Origin of the sequence: Devosia yakushimensis (assembly GCF_030159855.1) — a bacterium.
Lineage (GTDB): Bacteria > Pseudomonadota > Alphaproteobacteria > Rhizobiales > Devosiaceae > Devosia > Devosia yakushimensis.
Genome location: NZ_BSNG01000003.1, coordinates 285,414 through 304,794, shown reverse-complemented (window position 1 = coordinate 304,794; position 19,381 = coordinate 285,414). Strand labels below are relative to the sequence as shown.

Annotated in this window: 19 protein-coding genes; 10 read left to right on the top strand and 9 right to left on the bottom strand. The window is 62.9% G+C overall.

The features are described 5' to 3' along the window. Window positions 1-476 precede the first annotated feature (476 nt). From QQL79_RS19930 to QQL79_RS19915, 4 genes are all read right to left on the bottom strand, one after another. The gene (locus tag QQL79_RS19930) at window positions 477-1,664 is read right to left on the bottom strand and encodes a tyrosine-type recombinase/integrase (RefSeq protein WP_284393840.1); all 1,188 of its coding nucleotides are present in this window, start codon (window positions 1,662-1,664) and stop codon (window positions 477-479) included. Between the two features lie 279 nt (window positions 1,665-1,943). After that, window positions 1,944-3,293, bottom strand: coding sequence for a sensor histidine kinase (locus QQL79_RS19925; RefSeq protein ID WP_284393839.1), 1,350 nt, complete (start codon window positions 3,291-3,293; stop codon window positions 1,944-1,946). Next, on the bottom strand, window positions 3,290-3,958 hold the full coding sequence (locus QQL79_RS19920) for a response regulator transcription factor (protein WP_284393838.1): 669 nt from the start codon (window positions 3,956-3,958) through the stop codon (window positions 3,290-3,292). Before QQL79_RS19920 ends, QQL79_RS19925 begins: the two co-directional genes overlap by 4 nt. A gap of 151 nt (window positions 3,959-4,109) precedes the next feature. Further along, window positions 4,110-4,937, bottom strand: a complete 828-nt coding sequence (locus QQL79_RS19915) for a MipA/OmpV family protein (protein WP_284393837.1) — start codon at window positions 4,935-4,937, stop codon at window positions 4,110-4,112. 276 nt (window positions 4,938-5,213) lie between these two features. Here QQL79_RS19915 and QQL79_RS19910 point away from each other — a divergent pair, with 276 nt between their 5' ends. The 3 genes from QQL79_RS19910 (at window position 5,214) to QQL79_RS19900 (ending at window position 7,520) form a co-directional block, all read left to right on the top strand. Further along, window positions 5,214-5,426, top strand: coding sequence for a hypothetical protein (locus tag QQL79_RS19910; RefSeq protein WP_284393836.1), 213 nt, complete (start codon window positions 5,214-5,216; stop codon window positions 5,424-5,426). 244 nt (window positions 5,427-5,670) lie between these two features. Next, complete coding sequence (locus QQL79_RS19905) at window positions 5,671-6,252, top strand: AAA family ATPase (protein WP_284393835.1); 582 nt, start codon at window positions 5,671-5,673, stop codon at window positions 6,250-6,252. Between the two features lie 98 nt (window positions 6,253-6,350). Further along, window positions 6,351-7,520, top strand: a complete 1,170-nt coding sequence (locus QQL79_RS19900; RefSeq protein ID WP_284393834.1) for a GGDEF domain-containing protein — start codon at window positions 6,351-6,353, stop codon at window positions 7,518-7,520. 16 nt (window positions 7,521-7,536) lie between these two features. Here QQL79_RS19900 and QQL79_RS19895 read toward each other — a convergent pair whose 3' ends face one another. Next, entirely contained in the window at window positions 7,537-8,721 is a 1,185-nt protein-coding gene (locus QQL79_RS19895) for an MFS transporter (RefSeq protein WP_284393832.1), read from the bottom strand. Window positions 8,722-8,855: 134 nt separating this feature from the next. On the opposite strand from QQL79_RS19895, the gene QQL79_RS19890 reads away from it, so the two are divergent. The 5 genes from QQL79_RS19890 (at window position 8,856) to QQL79_RS19870 (ending at window position 14,128) form a co-directional block, all read left to right on the top strand. Beyond that, window positions 8,856-9,776, top strand: a complete 921-nt coding sequence (locus QQL79_RS19890) for a LysR family transcriptional regulator (RefSeq protein ID WP_284393830.1) — start codon at window positions 8,856-8,858, stop codon at window positions 9,774-9,776. A 61-nt stretch (window positions 9,777-9,837) separates the two neighbouring features. Next, window positions 9,838-10,743, top strand: a complete 906-nt coding sequence (locus QQL79_RS19885) for a dihydrodipicolinate synthase family protein (RefSeq protein ID WP_284393828.1) — start codon at window positions 9,838-9,840, stop codon at window positions 10,741-10,743. Beyond that, window positions 10,740-11,879, top strand: a complete 1,140-nt coding sequence (locus QQL79_RS19880) for a mandelate racemase/muconate lactonizing enzyme family protein (RefSeq protein WP_284393826.1) — start codon at window positions 10,740-10,742, stop codon at window positions 11,877-11,879. The genes QQL79_RS19885 and QQL79_RS19880 overlap by 4 nt, the downstream gene beginning before the upstream one ends. 93 nt (window positions 11,880-11,972) lie before the next feature. Next, the gene (locus QQL79_RS19875; protein ID WP_284393824.1) at window positions 11,973-12,644 is read left to right on the top strand and encodes a GntR family transcriptional regulator; all 672 of its coding nucleotides are present in this window, start codon (window positions 11,973-11,975) and stop codon (window positions 12,642-12,644) included. A 56-nt stretch (window positions 12,645-12,700) separates the two neighbouring features. Next, window positions 12,701-14,128, top strand: coding sequence for a mannose-1-phosphate guanylyltransferase/mannose-6-phosphate isomerase (locus QQL79_RS19870; protein ID WP_284393822.1), 1,428 nt, complete (start codon window positions 12,701-12,703; stop codon window positions 14,126-14,128). 199 nt (window positions 14,129-14,327) lie between these two features. Here the strand turns inward: QQL79_RS19870 and QQL79_RS19865 are convergent, their stop codons facing one another. Beyond that, window positions 14,328-15,722: an L-serine ammonia-lyase gene (locus QQL79_RS19865; RefSeq protein WP_284393990.1), complete on the bottom strand. Its 1,395-nt coding sequence runs from the start codon at window positions 15,720-15,722 to the stop codon at window positions 14,328-14,330. Window positions 15,723-15,858: 136 nt separating this feature from the next. On the opposite strand from QQL79_RS19865, the gene QQL79_RS19860 reads away from it, so the two are divergent. Further along, a complete protein-coding gene (locus QQL79_RS19860; RefSeq protein WP_370461276.1) occupies window positions 15,859-16,461 on the top strand; it encodes an alpha/beta hydrolase in 603 nt (200 codons plus the stop codon). Between the two features lie 163 nt (window positions 16,462-16,624). Here the strand turns inward: QQL79_RS19860 and QQL79_RS19855 are convergent, their stop codons facing one another. After that, window positions 16,625-17,071 (bottom strand): hypothetical protein, encoded by a 447-nt coding sequence (locus tag QQL79_RS19855; protein ID WP_284393819.1) that lies wholly within the window; start codon window positions 17,069-17,071, stop codon window positions 16,625-16,627. Window positions 17,072-17,216: 145 nt separating this feature from the next. Here QQL79_RS19855 and QQL79_RS19850 point away from each other — a divergent pair, with 145 nt between their 5' ends. Then, window positions 17,217-18,266: a DUF3298 domain-containing protein gene (locus tag QQL79_RS19850; RefSeq protein ID WP_284393818.1), complete on the top strand. Its 1,050-nt coding sequence runs from the start codon at window positions 17,217-17,219 to the stop codon at window positions 18,264-18,266. Here QQL79_RS19850 and QQL79_RS19845 read toward each other — a convergent pair. Both QQL79_RS19845 and QQL79_RS19840 read right to left on the bottom strand, forming a co-directional pair. After that, window positions 18,263-18,559, bottom strand: a complete 297-nt coding sequence (locus tag QQL79_RS19845) for a GNAT family N-acetyltransferase (protein WP_284393816.1) — start codon at window positions 18,557-18,559, stop codon at window positions 18,263-18,265. The two genes, QQL79_RS19850 and QQL79_RS19845, sit on opposite strands and share 4 nt — an antisense overlap. Before the next feature lie 48 nt (window positions 18,560-18,607). Further along, complete coding sequence (locus tag QQL79_RS19840) at window positions 18,608-19,309, bottom strand: DedA family protein (RefSeq protein ID WP_284393814.1); 702 nt, start codon at window positions 19,307-19,309, stop codon at window positions 18,608-18,610. Window positions 19,310-19,381 lie beyond the last annotated feature (72 nt).

Below are 19,381 nucleotides of genomic sequence, written 5' to 3'. Positions count from 1 at the left end.
CAACGGAAAGTCTAGAGCTTAGACTCGCTTTGTATCCCGCGAGTCCTCATCGACCTCTCCCAACCTCGTCGAGAAAGAAAAACGAGAACCGTGCTTCGACTTTACCAGTGGCGACCTGCGCACCGCTGTTGTCGACACCTGGCAAAGTCCAACCTCAAGTCGGCGCTGAACCCGAAGCACCTTGTCAGCTATGACGAGTGGAGCCACTCGCCGTTTCGCACCGGCTCGGTGGAAAGCTCGTTTCCGGCATGTTCCAGGTCGACGTCATTCCGACCTGATACAGGCCGGCAAGGCATTGAACTGTGAAGATGCCGTCGCCAAGAATTAAAATTCGTTCTGAAAGTTGGGAATCTGCGATCACGTGCCGGCCATTGTCTCCCGGGTGGCTGCAGTTTACTGTCGTGGCGCTGAAAGCGGACAGTCTGTTTACCACCCCCTTTCAGACGTCAGAGTCCAATTTGGGGAAGGGGGTGGCTTCAGGCCGCCGTATCCAGGTCCGCCTCGTTCTTCGCGTTGGCGGGGAGTGTTAGGGCTAGCGCGATAGCGTCCGCTACCTTATTGGCCGCCGCTCTTATCGGATCTGTCTTGAGGTGCGCGTATCGCGCAGTGGTCTGGATCTGCGTGTGCCCCAATAGTCTCCCAATCATAGTCAGGTCCTCACCGAGTTGCAGGGCATCTGACGCGAAGGAGTGCCGGAGATCGTGGATACGAAGTTCGTTCATTCCAGCGCGTTTGCGCAATCGGCGCCAGGGCTTCTGCATGTCGGTCAGGTGCTGGCCCTCAACAGTGCCAGTGATGACATACGGATTATTCTTGACCTTCGGGATGGTCTTGAACACCTCGATTACTGCCTGGCCGATGGCAACCAGCTTTGCGCCACTCTTGGAGTCAGGAAGACGAAGGAGGCCAGCTTCGAGGTCGACGTAGTCCCACTTGAGGGTCTGAATCTCGCCGAGGCGACATCCTGTCAGCAGAAGAAGTTGGATACAGCTTGCGGCCTCGCGCTCCCCATCTGCCTCCCGCAATACCTGTCCGAGCCGAGCAAGTTCGCCAGGGGTGAGGTATCGTTCACGCTTCACTTCCTTGTATCGCTTGATTTTCCAGCAGGGGTTCACGCCATCAGCGCGAACGCCCCAAGTATGGGCAACCGTGAACATGACCGAGAGGACACCCAAGGTTCGATTGGCCTGATAGGGGGTTGCCTTCATGGAGTGATGCAATTCGACGACATCGGCGCGAGTGATGTCGATGACGCGATGAGACCCGAGCTTCGGATTGATGAAGATCTCGACCGACCGCTTGTACTCAGCGTGGGTTGAGGGTTTGCAGTGCGAAGCGACATGCTCATCAAGAAAGCGCTGTCCGAACTCCTTCATGGTAGGACTCGCTTTGCGCCGATCACGCTCGCCTGCGGGATCTGCACCCAGTCGCGCTTGTGAGAGATGCCTCATTGCTTCGGTGCGAGCGATCTCTGGCGTGACTGCGCCGTGCAGCCCGATGTTGACCCGGCGTAGGCGCCCGCTGGCGCGAAACTGGGCTAGATACATCTTTCGTCCTGACGGATAAATGCGGAGGCCGAAGCCTTTCAATTCGCTATCCCAGAGGAAGAACTCTTTTGCGGCAGGCAAAGCAGCATCGACGGAACGTTTCGTGATTTTGGTCATGGGTGCTCCCTACCACCGGAGTTCCGGAATCAAATCGGAATCAATAGGGAGCGCATCGCCGCGTCCCTGCTCGCATAAAATGGTAGGCAGGCCAGAAGAATAGGTCAACAAAAACATATTGTTAGTGTGCTCTAGCGTACCCCTTCGCGCTGCCGGATATCGAGGCCAAAGCTTCTCGAACAAACTCATAACCTGAAGGTCGCAGGTTCAAATCCTGCTCCCGCAACCAAAAAAGCCCAGTGAACTCAGTGAGTTCGCTGGGCTTTTCCTTTTTCGGCGCTACGGAGCCAGCGGGAGCGATATTTCGAACAGCGCTCCGCCTTCGGGGGCATCGGCAAGGGTCAGGGTGCCATGATGGTGGCGCACGATATCGGTAACGATGCTCAGACCCAGGCCCGCGCCATGCTGGCGGGGCACCACGCGGTGGAAGGGCTCGAAGATTTCCTCGCGATCGGCCTGATCGATGCCGGGGCCGGAATCGGCGACTTGCAAGCGCCCATCGGGGCAAACTTCGACCCTGATCCTGGCCTTATCGCCGCCATGCATGATGGCGTTCTGGATGAGATTGGCGAGGGCGCGGGACAGAGCGTCGCGATCGCCCATGACATGGACGGCGTCGGCCCCGGTCTGGAAGCAGATTTCGTCGCCGGCGGCTGTCGCCAGGGGGGCTACATCGGCGGTGACCGTGGCCGCCAATTCCACCAGATCGAGGCGCTGGAAGGGAGCCGATGTCAGGCCCATGCGCTGCAGGTCGAGCAATTGATCGGTCATGCTGCTGAGCCTGGCCACGTTGACGAGGAGCCGCTGCTTGTCGGCGGTTTCGGGCAGCATTTCCAGATTGACCTGCAGGATGGCGATGGGCGTGCGCAGCTCATGGGCGGCATCGGCCATGAAGCGATGCTGGCGGTCTATGCCGTCATCGAGCCGCTGGAAGGCCGCGTTGACCGCGCGCAGCAGCGGCTGCAATTCGCTGGGCACCTGATCGGGCGACAGACGCGTGCCGCGCTGCTTGACGTCGATCTCGTCCGCCTCGGCGGACAGATCGTCCAGCCCCTTGAGCTGCCGCTTGACGAAGTGCGGAATGACCAGCAGCGAAGCCGAACTCAAAAGCAGGATGAAGATCCCGAAAACCGGGCTCAAAATGGCATTGAAGAGAATGGCGACCGTATAATAGGGCGGGCCGCCGCCGGTAATGATCCAGAGCCTGCCGGCGGCACTGCCATGCTGGCGGATGATTGCCACCGGCGTTTCCGGTGAGCCCACATCGGCAACATTGGCGGAATCGATGCGCGAGAGGTTATCGGCAAGCGCACTGGATTCTATCGGCACAATGCCCCCACTCACGCGATGTCCCTGGCCGTCGGTGGCGAAAAACCAGAAGTTGGGATAGCCCGCGTAGAGTTCGCTGAGATCGCCGGTTTCGGTCACCGTCAATGCGCCATCGGGCCCGCGATGGATCGCAGCGGCGATGACTTCGACGACCGAGCCATCGAGGCGTTGCTCGCCGGACATCAGGTTTACGATGGGGATGGATGCAGCCAGGACGAAAGCGAGAACCACGATGGCCTGCATGACGATCATGTTGCGGGTCAGCACCCCGCGCAGGGATCGTCGCGCAGTGGGGCTCATGAGGACGCCTGGATGACGTAGCCAAGCCCCCGAATGGCGTGGATCTGGACGGCGGCGCCAGCCAGCTTGCCGCGCAGCCGGGAAATATGGGCGTCGAGCGCGTTGGAGGCGATTTCGTCATCGAAGCCATAGACCGCTTCTTCCAGCGCATGGCGCGACACGGTGCGGCCGGCCCGGCGCATCAGCATTTCGAGCGCAAGGATTTCCCGTCGCGTCAGATCGAGCCGGATGCCGGCGGCCTCGGCAAAGCGCCCGTTGAGATCAAATCTGAGCTTGCCCACGGTGATGGAAGCCTCCCCGATCCGGGCCGGCCGGCGCAGAATGGCGCGAATGCGGGCCAATAGCTCATCGGTGGAAAAGGGCTTGGAGAGATAGTCGTCGGCTCCGATATCGAGGCCGGCCACGCGATGGTCGGTCGAATTGAGCGCAGACAGCACGATGATGGGCAGGCCGGGCTGTACGCCACGCAGGATGGGGATCAGGGAAAGCCCATCGCCATCGGGCAATTTGCGGTCGAGCAGGGCCACGTCATAGACATCGTTGCGGGCGGCCTCGTTGGCGATATCGAGCGTGGTGGCGTGATCGACTACGATACCCTGCCGGTTGAGCGCCGCGATCAGCGCGCGGGCCATGTCGGTTTCGTCTTCGACGAGCAATATGCGCATGATTGGTCCGGGCGATCGTGCCGTATTGCAGGCTCTGCAATAGCGAATTGCCGCGGTAATATGGAAATGCGGCTCAACTTTGTAAGGAAGAGCCGGGCCTATGCTGACATGGTTCAGAATAGGCCCGCGCAATGTTGGCGCCGCTGCAAGTCTAGAACGAGAAGCGGCGGGCCAGGCCCAGGCCGACAGTGAAGTTATGTTCGGAGCCCGATTTGACGATCGGCGATTCCCGGGCGTCGCCGAGATAGGTGGAATAGGCGGCGTTGAGCGTGACGAAAGTGTCGGGAATGAACTCGTAGCGGGCCTCGATCTGCAGCCCGGCGGATTTGATGCCTCCACTGGGGTCAAAGGCGCCGAGGCGGCCGCCCGTTGCCACCGATTCCGCGCCCGTGACGCCGAAATAGGTATCCATATAGTCTTCGGAAGCGAAGCTGACGACCGGGCCGCCGACAATCTCCAATTGCGGGGTGAGCTTGGCGGTTATGTCGACGCCGGCCTCCCCGATAAGGCCCCGGGCGCCGCCAAAGGCGTAGCGGGCCGCGCCGTAGATTTCGGCGCTGATCGCGTCGTCGAAGACGATTTCGTAGCCGATCCGGCCGCCCAGCGCATAGGTGGCCTCGACATTGTCCAGCCCGTGTAGCGCGGCATGATCCCCGCTGACGCGTTCGCCTTCATAGCTGACAGAGGGAGAGAAGCTGAACCCGCCGCGATCTTCCTCGCCGCCGACATCGATCCAACCCCAGCGGAGGCGCTCGACATCGATGATGGGCTTGAACGTCATCTTGTAGTCCGAGGCGCCTTCATAGGCCGGAGCCGCGCCCACGCCCAGGCCGAGGATGAAGACGAAATCCGATTCCGGTTCGATCGGCACGAATTGCGCGGGCGCGGCGCCATAGCTATCGAAATCGCCCGCATGCACCGGGCCGGCAAAGACGGCGCCCACAGCGACGGCGACCATCAGATGATTATAAAGACGCATACAAAACTCCGGTGATTTCCGCGGTCAACGGCGCGGACGCGCGCCAATGGCTGCGTCGGCGGGGACGCCCAATCGGTCCATCCTGCGATGATCGGCGATCCGGTCATGTGACCCGATGCGCCATTAATGCCCAGCGAAACATTACGCGGGCGTTACGGCGGTGTGATCTTCGCAAGGCCGGGGCGCGTGTAAGGCATGCGCAATGTTCCGGTAATCCGGATCGGGCAAAGGTAGGCGTCTTAATGGACGTGCCTGGCGGCACAGGAGAAACCGGCAATGTCTGAAGCGCAGGCGATGGAGATCGTCCTTGAAACGGAGGATTATCAGAACTTCCAGGTCCGGCAGGTTCCTGTGTCGTCGATGCCCTATCCGCGCCTGACTGCCGGCAGCCGGGTGCTGCTGACCGGCCCGGGCATGGCCGGGCGGGAGGAGCGGCCCCTTGCAGGTGATGGACCTATGCCGGCTGGCCTGGTGGCGGCCAATACCTAGGGCCAATCGACATTCAGCTGATGCTGGCCTGCAAATGGCAGTTTTCTGCGCTTCCGGTGCTCACGTACCAAACGTACGCTGCGCTCCGGTTCTCGAAAACCACCATTTTCGGCTCAGCCTGAGTGAATGTCGATTGGCCCTAGCGCCGCGCGAGGCTTCCGACGCCTATTTGCCGGTCAATGGCGATTGGCTCGGGGCCGTTCTCCCGGCTAAGCTCACCCGTCTTTCAAGGAGCCCACCAAAAATGGTCAAAGTGCAGCAGCCGCCCGATCCCTGGCAGAGAACCACGACCGAGCATGGCTTTGCCGCCGACGAGGTGATCTCGGCCCTGCAGAAATGCATGCGGCGCGGCATGACCGAAAATGTGCTGCTGCTGGGCTGGGAAATGTTCGTCACCAGCCCCGAAATGGAGGAGGTGCTGTGGTCGCGGCTCTGCGTCATGGCGGTGGAGGATATCGGGCTGGGCAATGTGGATGCGCCGGTGCTGATCGAAACGCTCTATCAGCAGCATAAGCGCTATCCCCGGCCGGCCGGCGACCGGTTCCTGTTCGCCGCCCATGCCATTCGCGTGCTCTCGGCCAGCAAGAAGGACCGCACCAGCGACGATATGGTCAATTGGGCCCGGCGCGTCACCGAACTGGGTGAGCGGCTGCCGGAAATTCCCGATGTGGCGCTCGACATGCATACCCGGCGCGGCCAGGAAATGGGCCGGGATTATGCTTTCTTCATGTCGGAGGCCTCCAAAGTCATTCCCGAGATCAATGACAAGGACCAGACCTATCGCGACTGGATCATGCAGGCGCTGGCCGATGGGCGGCTGAGCTGAGCGCAAACCTGTCGGGATGACATTTTTCCGGTTTTAACCAAGGCTTTGGTTTGTGCCGCTAGGTTCTGCGTGGAAAGCAGGCCGACAGGGGAAGCGGCGTGAGCGTTGAGCTGTTCATCTCGGTTCTTACACCGACGCTGGCGTTGATCCTGGCGGGGACCTTCGCCATGCTCTGGTGGTTCCGCCGGAGCAATCGGCATATCGCGATGCTGGCCATCTGCTACGCCTGCGTCGCGGCTGGTTTTGCCTTGCAGGCGACGAGCCTGGGGCTGGACAGCACCCTGGTGCGGTTTTGCTCCAATCTGATGTTGCTTGTCGCGGTGTTCCTGTTGTGCACGGCGCTTCTGACGCGGGCGGGGATGCCGGTTCCGCGCGGATTATTGCTCGCATGCGCTGTTGTCGCCATGCTGGTCCTGGGCTGGTTCATGTGGGCGCAGCCCAGCTTTGTCGCCCGCGTGGTTGCCGTCACCTGGGGGATTGGCGCCATGCTCGCCATTGCGGCGATCCGCCTTTCGCAATCGCCGCAGCGCTCGCGCATCGACGTGCTCATGCTTGTCGTGCTCGGCATGGGGGTGGCCTATTTCCTGGCCCGGCCCTTCATTGTCGTTTTCTTCGAGGCGGGCGGGCTCGCGACGCCCGATATTACCTCGTCCTATTGGCTGCTGACGAACCTGGCGACGATCGCCTATTCGCTGCTGGTCGCGCTGACGCTGCTGACGGCCGTGGCATTGGATGTCATCGAGGAATTGCAGGCCGAGTCGCAGACAGATCCCCTGTCGCGCCTGTTGAACCGGCGCGGATTTGATCTGCGTGGCGCGCGGCTCTTGTCCGAATGCGCGGCGCAGAAGCGGCCGGTCGTGCTGGTGCTGGCCGATCTCGACCATTTCAAGCGGGTGAATGACCGGTACGGCCATGAGGCGGGGGACCAGGTGATCGTGTCCTTCGCGCGGCGGCTCCAGAGCATGGCCCCTGCCGAAGCCCTGGTCGGCAGGCTGGGGGGCGAGGAATTTGCCGTGCTGCTGCCCTTGACCAATCTGCAGGCCGGCATGCTCTACGCGGAGGCCGTCCGCTCGGCGGGCCCGGCCGATTGGGCGGCCCGTTTCAAGGTTACCGCCAGCTTCGGCGTGGTCGAACGGCAGCCGGGCGAGGGGCTCGAGCAGATGGTCGGCCGGGCGGACGCGGCGCTCTATCAGGCCAAGCGCGATGGCCGCGACCGCGTCCGCAGCGGTGGGGAGATCAGGACCCGGCTCAGGCGGTTTGCGGGGTAGGGTCGTGCCGGGCCGATCAGGCAGCCTGCGCGGCCGGTTGGCTGGTGCGGTTGTCGAGCAGGCCGCTCCACAGGGTCAGCAGCACGGCGGCACCGACCAGGATGGCGCCGACCCATGGGGTGGCGACTAGGCCGAGGGAGGAATCCACCACCAGGCCGCCCAGCCAGGCGCCGACGGCAATGCCCAGATTGAAGGCGGCGATATTGAGGGCGGAGGCGACATCGACCGCGCCGGGACGATGCCGCTTGGCGAGCTGGACTACATAGAGCTGCAGGCCGGGCACATTGGCGAAGGAGAGGAAGCCGAGGGCGGCCAGGGTCACCAAGGCCAGGATGGGCGAGATGGCAGTGAAGGAGAAGAGGACCAGTACCGCGGCCTGCAGGGCGAAGAGAATGGTCAGCGCCTTGACGGGATCGCGATTGGCGATCCGGCCGCCGGCCAGGTTTCCTGCGGCGATGGCCAGGCCGTAGAGCACCAGGATCAGGCTGACATTGCCCTCCGAGAAGCCGGTGGCCTGTTGCAGGATGGGCGCGAGGAAGGTGAAGGTGACGAAGGTGCCGCCATAGCCCAGAGCGGTCATGGCGAAGGCCAGCAGCAGGCGGCCGCTGCCGAGCACGCGCACCTGATCGATAAGGCTGGCCGGGGGCGCCTTGGCGAGATTGGCGGGCAGCAGGGCGGCGATGCCGACAAAGGCGACGGCGCCCAGTGCCGACACAGCCCAGAAGGTGGCGCGCCAGCCAAAGGTCTGGCCGATAAAGGTGCCTAGCGGCACGCCGGTAACGATGGCCACCGTGAGGCCGAGGAACATCATGGCAATAGCCGAGGCACGGCGATTTTCCGGCACGAGATCGGCGGCGATGGTGGCGCCGACCGAAAAGAAGACGCCATGGGCGAAGGCGGAGAAGACGCGGGCGACGAGGAGCGCTTCATAGCCGGGGCTGAGCGCGGCGGCACCATTGCCGGCGATGAACAGCGCCATGAGGCCGAGCAGCAGGGGTTTGCGCTCGATGCGGCCGGAAAGGGCGGTGAGAATGGGAGCGCCGAAGGTGACGCCCAGGGCATAGACGCTGACGATAAGGCCGGCCAGCGGCAGGGTGATGCCGAGGTCGCCGGCTACGGTGGGCAAGAGGCCGACAATGACGAACTCGGTCGTTCCGATCGCATAGGCTGCGATGGTCAGGGCAAAAATGGCGATGGGCACTTGAGGGCTTCCTTCCGGAAATAGCGGCATGGCGGCACCTGGCCGCAACTGAACCCGGAAAATGATCCTTCGGCCCTTGCGCGACAATCGGGCGTCATGTCCAAATACCTGTGAACCAAATTCAAAGGTGGGCCATGGTCGACAGTCGCAGCGGCGAGATGGAAGTGTTCGTGACCGTTGCCGAGCAGGGCAGTTTTTCGGAAGCGGCCCGGCGGTTGCGGCTGACGCCTTCGGCGGTGAGCAAATTGGTGACGCGGATAGAAGACCGGCTGCAGACGCGGCTGTTCTTCCGCTCGACACGGGCGCTGCGGCTATCGCCGGAAGGGGAAGCGTATCTGGCGCGGGCCCGGCTGATCCTGGCGGAGATCGAGGATGCGGAGCGCAGTATCGCCGATGGGGCGTCGGCGCGGCCGCGGGGCAAATTGCGGGTTACCGTCTCGGTGGGGTTCGGGGTGACCTATGTCGTGCCGATGATGCCCGAATTCCTGCGTTGCTACCCGGAAATCGAACTCGACCTGCTGCTGAGCGACACGCTGGTCGATCTGCTGGAGGACCGCGTCGATATCGCGCTGCGCTCTGGCCCCTTGCGGGATTCAAGCCTCAAGGCGCGGAAAATCCTCGTATGCGATCGCGTCATCGTGGGGTCGCCAGGCTATCTGGAGGCGTTCGGGGTGCCGCGCCGCCCGGAGGAGCTGGAGGCCCATAATTGCCTGACGCTGAGCCTTTTGCGCAATTTCGACCATTGGCCATTCCGGTTGCCCTCGGGGCAGAAGCTGGAGCAGCCGGTATCGGGGACCTTCCAGACCAATAACGGGCCGACCTTGCGGCAATTGTGCCTGGCCGGGGTGGGGCTGGGCCGGGTGGGACGGTTCAATGTACAGGCCGATATCGATGCGGGGCGTCTCGTGCCGGTGCTCGAGGACTATTATGGCGGGGACGATGAGCTGATCCATGCGCTTTATGCGCCGCACCAGCATCTGGCGGCCCGGGTGCGGGCATTTATCGATTTTCTGGTCGAGCGCGTGGCCGCCGGAAGCCATATCGACAGCCGTTGAAATCTGATATATCAATGATGCAACGCCTATTCTGCAAAGGACCGCGCCGTTGACTGCTGCCATGACCAAAATCCGCCAGGCCCTGACCGGAATTTCCGGCGTGCCCGTTACCCCCTATGCAGCAGACGGGTCGGTCAATGGGCCGGGGCTGAAAGTGCTGATTTCCCGGCTCGCAACGGCGGGCGTGCACAATCTGATGGCGGCGGGCAATACGGGCGAATTCTTCGCGCTGTCGCTGGAGGAAGTACGGCTGGTGCATCGGCTGACTGTCGAGGCGGCCGATGGCAAGAGCCTCGTCAGCGCAGCGGTGGGGCGCTCGCTGGTCGAGGCCAAGGAACTGGCGCGGGACGCGATTGCGGCGGGCGCCGATGCGATTATGGGGCATCATCCGATGGATCCGTTTGCGGCTCCCGCAGCGCAGGCACGGTATTTCCTCGAACTGGCTGATACGTGCAGCGTGCCGGTAATTGCCTATGTGCGGTCCGACACCATGGCGGTGGCCGATTTTTCGCTGCTGGCGCAGCATGGCAATATTGCGGGGATCAAGTTCGCCTCGCCCAATCTGATGCTGCTGGCCGAGGTGATCCGGGCGACCAGGGACGCGCCGGCGATCTGGGTGTGCGGGCTGGCGGAAGGCTGGGCGCCGGCATTTTATGCCATGGGCGCGCGGGGCTTCACCTCGGGCCTGGTCAATGTGTTCCCGCAGCGCTCGCAGGCCATTCACCGGGCGCTGGAAACAGGCAATTATGCCGAGGCGCGGCGGCTGATCGACGCTATTGCCGGGTTCGAAGCGATGCGCACCAAATATGGCAATGGGGCCAATGTGACGGTGGTCAAGGAAGCGCTTGGTATTCTGGGCGAGGATGTGGGGCCGGTGCGCAAGCCGGGGCTGGAGGCGCTCAATGACGAGGAGCGTGCGGCCCTGCGGGCGATCGTGGAAAGTGTGGCCCGGGCCGAACGTTCATGAAGATCACAGCGCTCAAGACCTATATGCAGCGGGTCGACGACCGGCCGCGGCTGCTGGTCAAGATCGAGACGGACGAGGGTATTTCGGGCTGGGGCGAGGCCTATAATCACGGGCCCGACTGGGCGCTGCCGCCGCTGCTCGATTATCTCTTCGGGCAGATTGTGGGCGAGGATCCGCGGCGAGTGGAATTCCTCATTCTCAAGCTCAATCAACAATGCCGGTTTCCGCCCGGGGCGCTGGGACTGGCGGCGATTTCCGTGATCGACCATGCGCTATGGGACATTGCCGGCAAGGCGGCGGGGCTGCCGGTCTATATGCTGCTGGGCGGCAATGTGCGGGACCGGGTCAAGGTCTATTGCGGGGTCTATACCGCGCCCGATCCGGCGGCGGCACTGGACCAGACGGCCGAGCTCAACGAGAAATACGGCTATACCGCCTTCAAGCTCAGCCCCTATCGCCGCGATCTGCATGCGGGGCGCTGGGGCGAGCTGGTCAAGGAAACCGGCGATTATTTCGGCCGGGTGCGCGAAATGACGCCGAGCCATTTCGAATTTGCCTTCGATGCCCATGCCAAGATTTTCGAGCCTTATCAGGCCGTACAACTGGCGCAGGCGCTGGCGCCGTATGATCCTTATTTCTACGAGGAGCCGATCCGGCCCGAACATATTCCGGCCTGGCGGGAGCTGAAATCCAAGGTGACGGTGCCGCTGGCGACGGGGGAATCGCTCTATAATCGCTTCGAATTCCTGTCGCTGCTTGCGGCGGGCGGGGCCGATATCATCCAGCCCGATATCTGCGTGGTAGGCGGCATCAGCGAAATGCGCCGCATCGCTTCCATTGCCGAAGCCCATTATGTGACCCTGGCGCCGCACAATCCGATGGGGCCGCTGGCTACGGCGGTCAATATCCATTTCTGCGCGGCCCAGCCCAATTTCAAAGTGCTGGAATTCAAGCCGCATATCCACGCGCCCTGGGCGATCGATCCCTATATTCCGGTGGATGGACATATGGAGCTGCGGCCCGACCGGCCAGGCTTTGGCATCGAGATCGACGAGGCGGTGCTGGAGCGGGACGACTATATCCATTGGGAGCGCAAGGTGACGCGCAAGCCCGATGGGTCCACGGCTTATCCTTAGGAGTGATTGACTTCCGCCTGGCGCTCCACGAGAACGGCAGGGAGCGCCAAGGGAGCATGTCGTGAGCGTGGATTTTTCGCGGGTGAGCCACTGATGGCCATTCCCAATGCCGTTGCCGGCCTGTTGCGGCGTCCGGCCCGATTGGGCGACGAGGTCTATAGCGCCATTTTCGCGCGCATCATGTCCGGCGAGATCGCCGCCGGCGGGCGGATCGGGGTCGATGCGCTGGCCCGGCAATTGGGCGTGTCGCAGACGCCTATTCGCGAGGCGCTGGGGCGGCTCGAGGCCGAGGGGCTGGTCAGCAAGACGCATCTGGTGGGCTATAGCGTTGCGCCGCAACTGAACGCGCGCCAGCTCGCCGAGCTTTATGAAATGCGGCTGTTGATCGAGCCCTTTGCCGCGCGCAAATGCGCCGATGTCATGACCGATGCAGTGATCGGCCAACTCGAAGCGCTCTGCGCCGATATGGCGGCCCTGGTCAACGAAGAGGGGCTGGATGCCTATGCCCAGTTCGGGCAGCTCGATATGGCTTTTCACGATCAGATCGCCGTGAGCGCGGACAACGAATTGCTGTTGCAGGCGCAGGTGGGACTGCATTCTCACGTGCATTTGTTCCGGCTGGTGCGCGATGCAAAGGTGACGCGCACCGTGCTTGACGAACATGAGGCCCTGGTGGCCGCCATCAAGGCGCGTGATCCCGATGGCGCCGAGCGGGCGATGCGGAGCCATATCGAGCGTTCGCACGCCCGGTTCGCTACGGCGTAATAGCCTCGCTCGGGGAAACCGCCTAAGCTGCGGGCCAAGTTGAGTTGGAGCCTTGCATGAGTTCTCGTATCGTACCCGTCATCCTGGCCGGGGGCCAGGGCACGCGGTTGTGGCCGATGTCGCGGGCGGCGCGCCCCAAGCAGTTCCTGCCGCTGACGGGGGCGCAAAGCCTTTTCCAGCAGACGCTGGCGCGGGTGAGCGATGGGGATGTCTATACGCCCGCCATCGTCATCACCAATGCCGATTATCGCTTCATCGTGGCCGAGCAGGCCAGCGAAATGGGGGCGCCACTGGCTGGGGTGCTGCTTGAGCCGGTGGCGCGCAATACGGCCGTGGCGATCGCTGCCGTGGCCGTTTATGCGCGCAATCTCTTTGGCGCCGAAGCGGTGTTGCATGTGCTGCCATCCGACCACGATGTGGGGGTGGATGCGGGGTATCTGCTGGCGGTGCAGCAGGCAGCCGCAGCGGCCGCCGAAGGGCGGCTGGTGACCTTTGGCATCGTGCCCACGGCACCCGAGACGGGCTATGGCTACATCAAGGCCGGTGGCGATCTGGGCGGCGGCGTCAGCGCTGTCGAACGGTTCGTGGAAAAGCCCGATCTCGTGCGCGCCGAGCAGATGCTGGCCGAGGGCGGGTATCTCTGGAATTCGGGCATGTTCATGATCGGCGCCGAGGCTTTCCTCGTCGAATGCGAGGCGCTGTCGCCCGAAACGCTGGCAGCCGCCAATGGCGCGGTGGCGGCGGCACGGGTCGATCTCGATTTCGTGCGGCTGGAAGAAGCCGCTTTTGCGACCGCGCCCAATATTTCGGTCGATTATGCGATCTTTGAAAAAACCGGGCGGGCGGCGGTGGTGGCGGTCAGCTTCGGCTGGTCTGATCTGGGCAGCTGGGATGCGGTGTGGAAGGCCCAGGAGCATGACGAAGCGGGCAATGCCGGCAGCGGTTCCGTGACGTTCAGCCATACGTCCAATTCGCTGGTTGTTACCGACCATGCCCATGTGGCGGTCGAGGGGCTGGACGATATCGCGGTGATTGCCAGCGAGGACGCTGTTTATGTCGGCAAGCTCTCCGAGGCGCAGAAGGTGGGGCCGTTGGTCAAGCTTTTGCGCGCGGGCAAGGACACAGTGGGCCTGACCGAAATTCACCGCACGGCCTATCGGCCCTGGGGTGGCTATTCATCGGTGCTCAATGGCGAGCGGTTCCAGGTCAAGCGGCTCTTCGTCAAGCCGGGCAAGAAGCTGAGCCTGCAAAAGCACCATCACCGCTCCGAGCATTGGGTCGTGGTGCGGGGTACGGCCGAGGTGACGCTGGATGGCGTGGTGAGCATGCTCAGCGAAAACCAGTCGATTTACCTGCCGCTGGGCTGCACGCATCGCCTCGCCAATCCGGGCAAGATCGAGCTGGAGCTGATCGAGGTGCAGACCGGGTCCTATCTGGGCGAGGACGATATTATCCGGATCGAGGATGAGTTCGGGCGGGCTTAGGGGCGGGCGGCGGCCTTTGTGACAGGGCTCGTCGACCCCCACCCTCGATCCCTCCCCTCAAGGGGGAGGGAAGCAATAGCGCCGATGACTCAAGTGTCGTTCCTTGGCTTTTGCAAACTCGAACCTGTCGGTTCTTGGCCTCCCTCCCCCTTGAGGGGAGGGCTGGGGTGGGGGTCGTTGCGGTTTTCACTACTACCGCTCAGCAGGCCACTACGTTCACAGCCAACCCGGCCAGGCTCGTTTCCTTATACCGCTCGGACATGTCCAGCCCCGTTTGCCGCATGGTTTCGATGCAGGCGTCGAGGGGAACAGCGTGGGTGCCGTCGCCTTTGAGGGCGAGGGAGGCGGCGGTGACGGCTTTGACGGCGCCGAAGGCGTTGCGTTCGATGCAGGGGATTTGCACCAGGCCCGCGACGGGATCGCAGGTCATGCCCAGATGGTGTTCCAGCGCAATTTCAGCGGCGTTTTCGACCTGTTCGGGGGTGCCGCCCATAATCGCGCAGAGGCCGGCGGCGGCCATGGCCGAGGCAGAGCCCACTTCGCCCTGACAGCCCACTTCGGCGCCCGAGATCGAGGCATTGTGCTTGATAATGCCGCCAATGGCGGCGGCGGTGAGCAGGTATTCGCGCACGGCTTGCGGGCCGGCGGCGGCGTTGAATTTGAGGAAATAGCGCATGACGGCGGGGATGACCCCGGCCGCGCCATTGGTGGGCGCGGTGACGACGCGGCCGCCGCCGGCGTTTTCTTCATTGACCGCCATGGCGTAAAGGCTGAGCCAATCATTGGCCATGAGCGGGGTCAGCTCGTTACGCTGCCATTGCGCATCGAGCTGCAGGAAAATGGAGCGGGCGCGGCGCTTGACGTTGAGGCCGCCCGGCATGATGCCGTCCTGGGTCAGGCCCCGGTCGATGCAGGCACTCATCACGCCCCAGATTTCATCGATGCCGCGATCAAGGGCGAGACGCTTGGTGGTGGCTTCCTCGTTGGCGCGCTTCATGCCGGCGATGGACAGGCCCGAAGCTCTGGCCATGGCCAGCATGTCCTGAGCATGGGCGAAGGGATAGGGCACGTCGGCCTGGGCAGGGGACGCGCCCTTGAGGGCATCGAGCTCCTCGGCGCTGACGACGAAGCCGCCGCCGATGGAGAAATAGGCGCGGCGCAGCAACAATTGGCCATCGGTATCATAGGCAGCAAATTGCAACCCATTGGGGTGGCCGGGCAGGGCGGTCTTGCGGTCGAACACCAGATCGACGGCCGGGCGGAAGCGATAGGGGGCGTGGCCTGGTGGATGGACCGTTCCGGTCGCCTCGACCTGGGCGATGATGGTGTCCATCCGGTCGGGATCGACGGTTTTGGGATCTTCGCCACAGAGGCCCAGAATGACGGCGCGGCCGCTGCCATGGCCCAAGCCGGTATAGGCCAGCGAGCCATGCAGGCTTGCCGTCAGCGCGGCGGCGCGGGCATTGGCGGGGCGGGGGCGGTCGCTGTGCTTGAGTTCATCGAGAAAGCGCCGGGCGGCGGTCATCGGACCCATTGTGTGGGAACTCGATGGCCCGATGCCGATCTTGAAGATGTCGAAAATCGATAGGAACATTGCCCTATAGTGCATGGAACGCGGCCTCACGCAACGCGGGCATCGTTTCGCTTTGCGCAACAGTGCGTGGCGTGCCGGCCCTGTTGTGCGCATTCCCGCCTTCCCCGATATCGGAGGGCAAGACAGCAGGAGACAGATCATGGCCGATTACCATTATCGTGAAGGCAAGGGCGCCGATGCTGCGGCACCGCTTTTCGTGCTGCTGCATGGCACGGGCGGGGACGAGAACCAGTTCTTCGATCTGGGCGGGCAGCTATTGCCGGGCGCGCGGATCATCACGCCGCGCGGCGATGTCAGCGAGCATGGGGCACTGCGCTATTTCAAGCGCACGGGCGAAGGGGTCTATGACATGGAGGACCTGGCGCTGCGGACGCGGCAGATGGTCGAATTCGTCACGGCGCGGCGGGATGAGGGGAAGCCGACGCGGGTGATCGGGCTGGGTTATTCCAATGGGGCCAATATTCTGGCGTCAGTGCAGTTTGTGGCGCCGGAGCTGTTCGACGCGACGGTGCTGATGCATCCGCTGATCCCGTTTGCGCCGCCGGAGGTGGATTTTGGTGGGCGCAAGGTGCTGATTACGGCGGGGCAGCGTGATCCGATGGCGTCCGTGGCGATGACGCAGGGGCTGGGGGATTATTTCAAGACGCATGGGGCGAAGGCGGAGGTCTTCTGGCATGCCGGCGGGCATGAATTGCGGCAGGAAGAGTTGCGGACGGCGCAGGGGTTTTTGGCGGGGTAACGCCAGTCCGTGTTTGTTGCCCGACCCTTCCTATCAAGACTCGTCTCTACCCAATCTTGCACCATTTCTAAACACCGCCATCGCTTCCCTCGGGCGGGTCAAGCCCGAGGGAAGCGGCGGTGGGTGGGGGAGATGCTGCCATAGACGCGATGTCGTCTTCCTCTCACACCAACCCATGTTCCTCCATCGCGCCCTGCTCGTCAGGGGTGACATAGGCGAAGATCTTGGGTTCGCCGCTGGCGATGGTGACGAAGTAGAAATTGGTGAAGGTGACATGGCCGCTTTTGCCGGCCTTGTTGGTATAGGCAAAATCCCAATCGACATCGGCAATGGCGTGCAGGTCATCGAGGGCCGTGACCTTGAGGCCCTTGACGGTCATGTGCTTGCCCCCGACTTCGCGGTAATGGGCGAAGCCGCGGGGAATCTGCTGGCGGAAGGCATTGTCATTGGGGCCACCCATGACGCCGCGCGGGCTGGAGCCGACGAAATAGTCGGCAAAAGCGGCGGCGTGGCCGCCGGCATCCTCGATGGGCGGGTTCTGCAGGGCGTTGTCGCTGCGCTGGCCGTAGCGGTCGAACAGGCGGCGCACCTTGGTTTCGAGCGGGCTCATCGTTTTCTCCTCCTCGTTGTGCTGGCACAACGCGGGTGAAGCCATCGGGTTCAACCGCTTGTGCGGACGGTCATATTGCTGCCGGAAGGGGATGATCTTGGAAGCAAAAGCTGCAACAAGGACGGGCGATGTGCGGAGAACGAAGATGAGCAAATCGATCAAGGTGATGAGCGCGCTGGCCATGCTGGGCGCAGTGATGACCCCGGCGGCGGTGGTTGTGCCGGCAGCGGCGGCGAGCTTTGATTGCAGCAAGGCTTCGACACCCTATGAGCAGGCCATTTGCGGGCGTCCCGAGCTGTCGGCGGCCGATGATGTGCTGGCCAAGAGCTTTGCCACAGCCATTGGTGGGCTGACCAAGGAGGGAACCGAGGCCATGCGCGCCAGCCAGCGTGTCTGGCTCGATTATGCGCAGCGGGTTTGCACCGATAATGCAACGCCCCTCACCACCGGTAGCTATGATGACGAGGGTGCCGCGTGCCTGCTCGAAAAGCTCAAGGCGCGCAGCCGGTTGCTGGAGGCCAGCCGCATGATCGGCGGGCACCGTTTCTATATCGTGTCGCAATACCGGGCCATGCCGGACCCCAATGAAGCGGACAATCCGGATTCCTATTGGAAAGTGTCCAGCCACGAGATGAGCTATCCGCTGCTCGATCACGACGATCCGCTGGCGGAGAATTTCAACGGCTTCATGAAGCAGAACTGGTCGGCCATTGCCGGGACGGGTGGCGACGCCGCCGAGGATGCGAGCGCCGATGTCATGGATAGCGCCGTGATCAAGCAGGTGCTCGCTTCGCGCATCACGCTCGAGACCAATAGCTATTGGTATGGCCATGGCGCCGCGCATGGCAATGGCGCCGTCCGGTACCTGCATTATTTCGTTCCCGAGAACCGGGCGCTGCTGGCCAGCGACGTCTTTGCCGGAGAGGGGTGGGAAAAGACGCTGCTGACGCTGGCGCTGGCCCAGCTCGAGAACGAGCATGGCGATTGGCTGCAATTGCCCGATGACGACACGATCGAAAAGATCGTCACCGACCCGGCGCGGTGGAGCTTTGACGACGACTATGGGCTGGTGATCCAATTCAACCAGTATGAAGTGGCCGCCTATGCCTATGGCATGCCCACGATCACCATTTCCTGGGACGATCTGGAAGCGATCAAGGCCGATAACCAGGACCTGGTGCGCTACGGCAATTAGGCCCGCAAATCCGCCCATTCGGGGTGGCGGCGGAACTGGGCGACGACATAGGAGCAGACAGGGGTGATCTTGAACCCCTGTTCGCGGGCATCGGCAATGGCCCGATGCACCAGTTTGGCAGCGATGCCACGGCCTTCATATTCGGGCGGGACGCCGGTATGGTCGATGATGATCGTGCCGTTGGCCTCCTTGCGGAAGGTCATTTCGGCATCGTAGCCGGGCGCCAGGTGGATGACGTAGCGGCCCCGCGTGGGGCCATCTTCGCGCTGCACGACCAATTCGGCTTCACTCATCGGTGTCACTCCTGTTTGAGACCAATGTGGGTGCTGGTGCCCGCAAGCTCAATGGACGGCGTCGGAATTGCCCCAGCGGGCCTGGATCGAGCGGCCCAGCCCGCCCAGCCAGGGGGCGAAGAAGAGCAGGATGCGGCGATGGTAATGCAGGACCAGGAACAGCACGGTCAGCACCAGCGCGCCCACCACGATGACCAGTTCGAGCGAGAGGCCAATGGATTTGAGCCAGGCGGTCAGCAGCATGCCGGGCAGGATATGGGCAGCCGCCCAGGCGAAGGCCGAGGTCACGTTGATGATGGTGAAATGACCATAGCGCATGCCCATAATGCCGGCGACGCCGGGGATGACCGCTTTGACGCCGGGGATGAAGCGGCCGATGAACACGGCCTTGCCGCCATGGCGGGCAAAGAAGTCCTCGCCGCGGGCGATCAGATCGACATGGTTGCGGAAGGGCCAGATGGTCTTGATCTTGTCCTTGAGGAAATGGCCGATCGTGTAGGAGATGGCGTCACCGATAATGGCGCCGATCACGGCGGCGAAATAGACTTCCCAGAAGGGTAGCCGGCCCTCGGCGATGATGCCGCCGGCCATCAGCAGGACGGGCGTCGAAGGCACGAAAAGGCCCAGGATGAACACGGCCTCGCCGATGGCGACGGCAAAAATGAACCAGAAGGTTAGCCAGAAATTGCCGGAAATAGCGTCGAGAAAGCTCTCGAGATAGAGCGAGACCGAATGGAAGAACTCGAACATTGAACTGCTTGCCCCGCAGCGCTGGTGAGCGGTGCGAAGCGCCCGCCGGAGATTGACTTATGGCGGGTGAAG

Coding starts and splice junctions, on each gene's coding strand:
- QQL79_RS19930 (WP_284393840.1), bottom strand. CDS start 1,664: ATGACCAAAATCACGAAACGTTCCGTCGATGCTGCTTTGCCTGCCGCA.
- QQL79_RS19925 (WP_284393839.1), bottom strand. CDS start 3,293: ATGAGCCCCACTGCGCGACGATCCCTGCGCGGGGTGCTGACCCGCAAC.
- QQL79_RS19920 (WP_284393838.1), bottom strand. CDS start 3,958: ATGCGCATATTGCTCGTCGAAGACGAAACCGACATGGCCCGCGCGCTG.
- QQL79_RS19915 (WP_284393837.1), bottom strand. CDS start 4,937: ATGCGTCTTTATAATCATCTGATGGTCGCCGTCGCTGTGGGCGCCGTC.
- QQL79_RS19910 (WP_284393836.1), top strand. CDS start 5,214: ATGTCTGAAGCGCAGGCGATGGAGATCGTCCTTGAAACGGAGGATTAT.
- QQL79_RS19905 (WP_284393835.1), top strand. CDS start 5,671: ATGGTCAAAGTGCAGCAGCCGCCCGATCCCTGGCAGAGAACCACGACC.
- QQL79_RS19890 (WP_284393830.1), top strand. CDS start 8,856: ATGGTCGACAGTCGCAGCGGCGAGATGGAAGTGTTCGTGACCGTTGCC.
- QQL79_RS19885 (WP_284393828.1), top strand. CDS start 9,838: ATGACCAAAATCCGCCAGGCCCTGACCGGAATTTCCGGCGTGCCCGTT.
- QQL79_RS19880 (WP_284393826.1), top strand. CDS start 10,740: ATGAAGATCACAGCGCTCAAGACCTATATGCAGCGGGTCGACGACCGG.
- QQL79_RS19875 (WP_284393824.1), top strand. CDS start 11,973: ATGGCCATTCCCAATGCCGTTGCCGGCCTGTTGCGGCGTCCGGCCCGA.
- QQL79_RS19870 (WP_284393822.1), top strand. CDS start 12,701: ATGAGTTCTCGTATCGTACCCGTCATCCTGGCCGGGGGCCAGGGCACG.
- QQL79_RS19865 (WP_284393990.1), bottom strand. CDS start 15,722: ATGTTCCTATCGATTTTCGACATCTTCAAGATCGGCATCGGGCCATCG.
- QQL79_RS19855 (WP_284393819.1), bottom strand. CDS start 17,071: ATGAGCCCGCTCGAAACCAAGGTGCGCCGCCTGTTCGACCGCTACGGC.
- QQL79_RS19850 (WP_284393818.1), top strand. CDS start 17,217: ATGAGCAAATCGATCAAGGTGATGAGCGCGCTGGCCATGCTGGGCGCA.
- QQL79_RS19845 (WP_284393816.1), bottom strand. CDS start 18,559: ATGAGTGAAGCCGAATTGGTCGTGCAGCGCGAAGATGGCCCCACGCGG.
- QQL79_RS19840 (WP_284393814.1), bottom strand. CDS start 19,309: ATGTTCGAGTTCTTCCATTCGGTCTCGCTCTATCTCGAGAGCTTTCTC.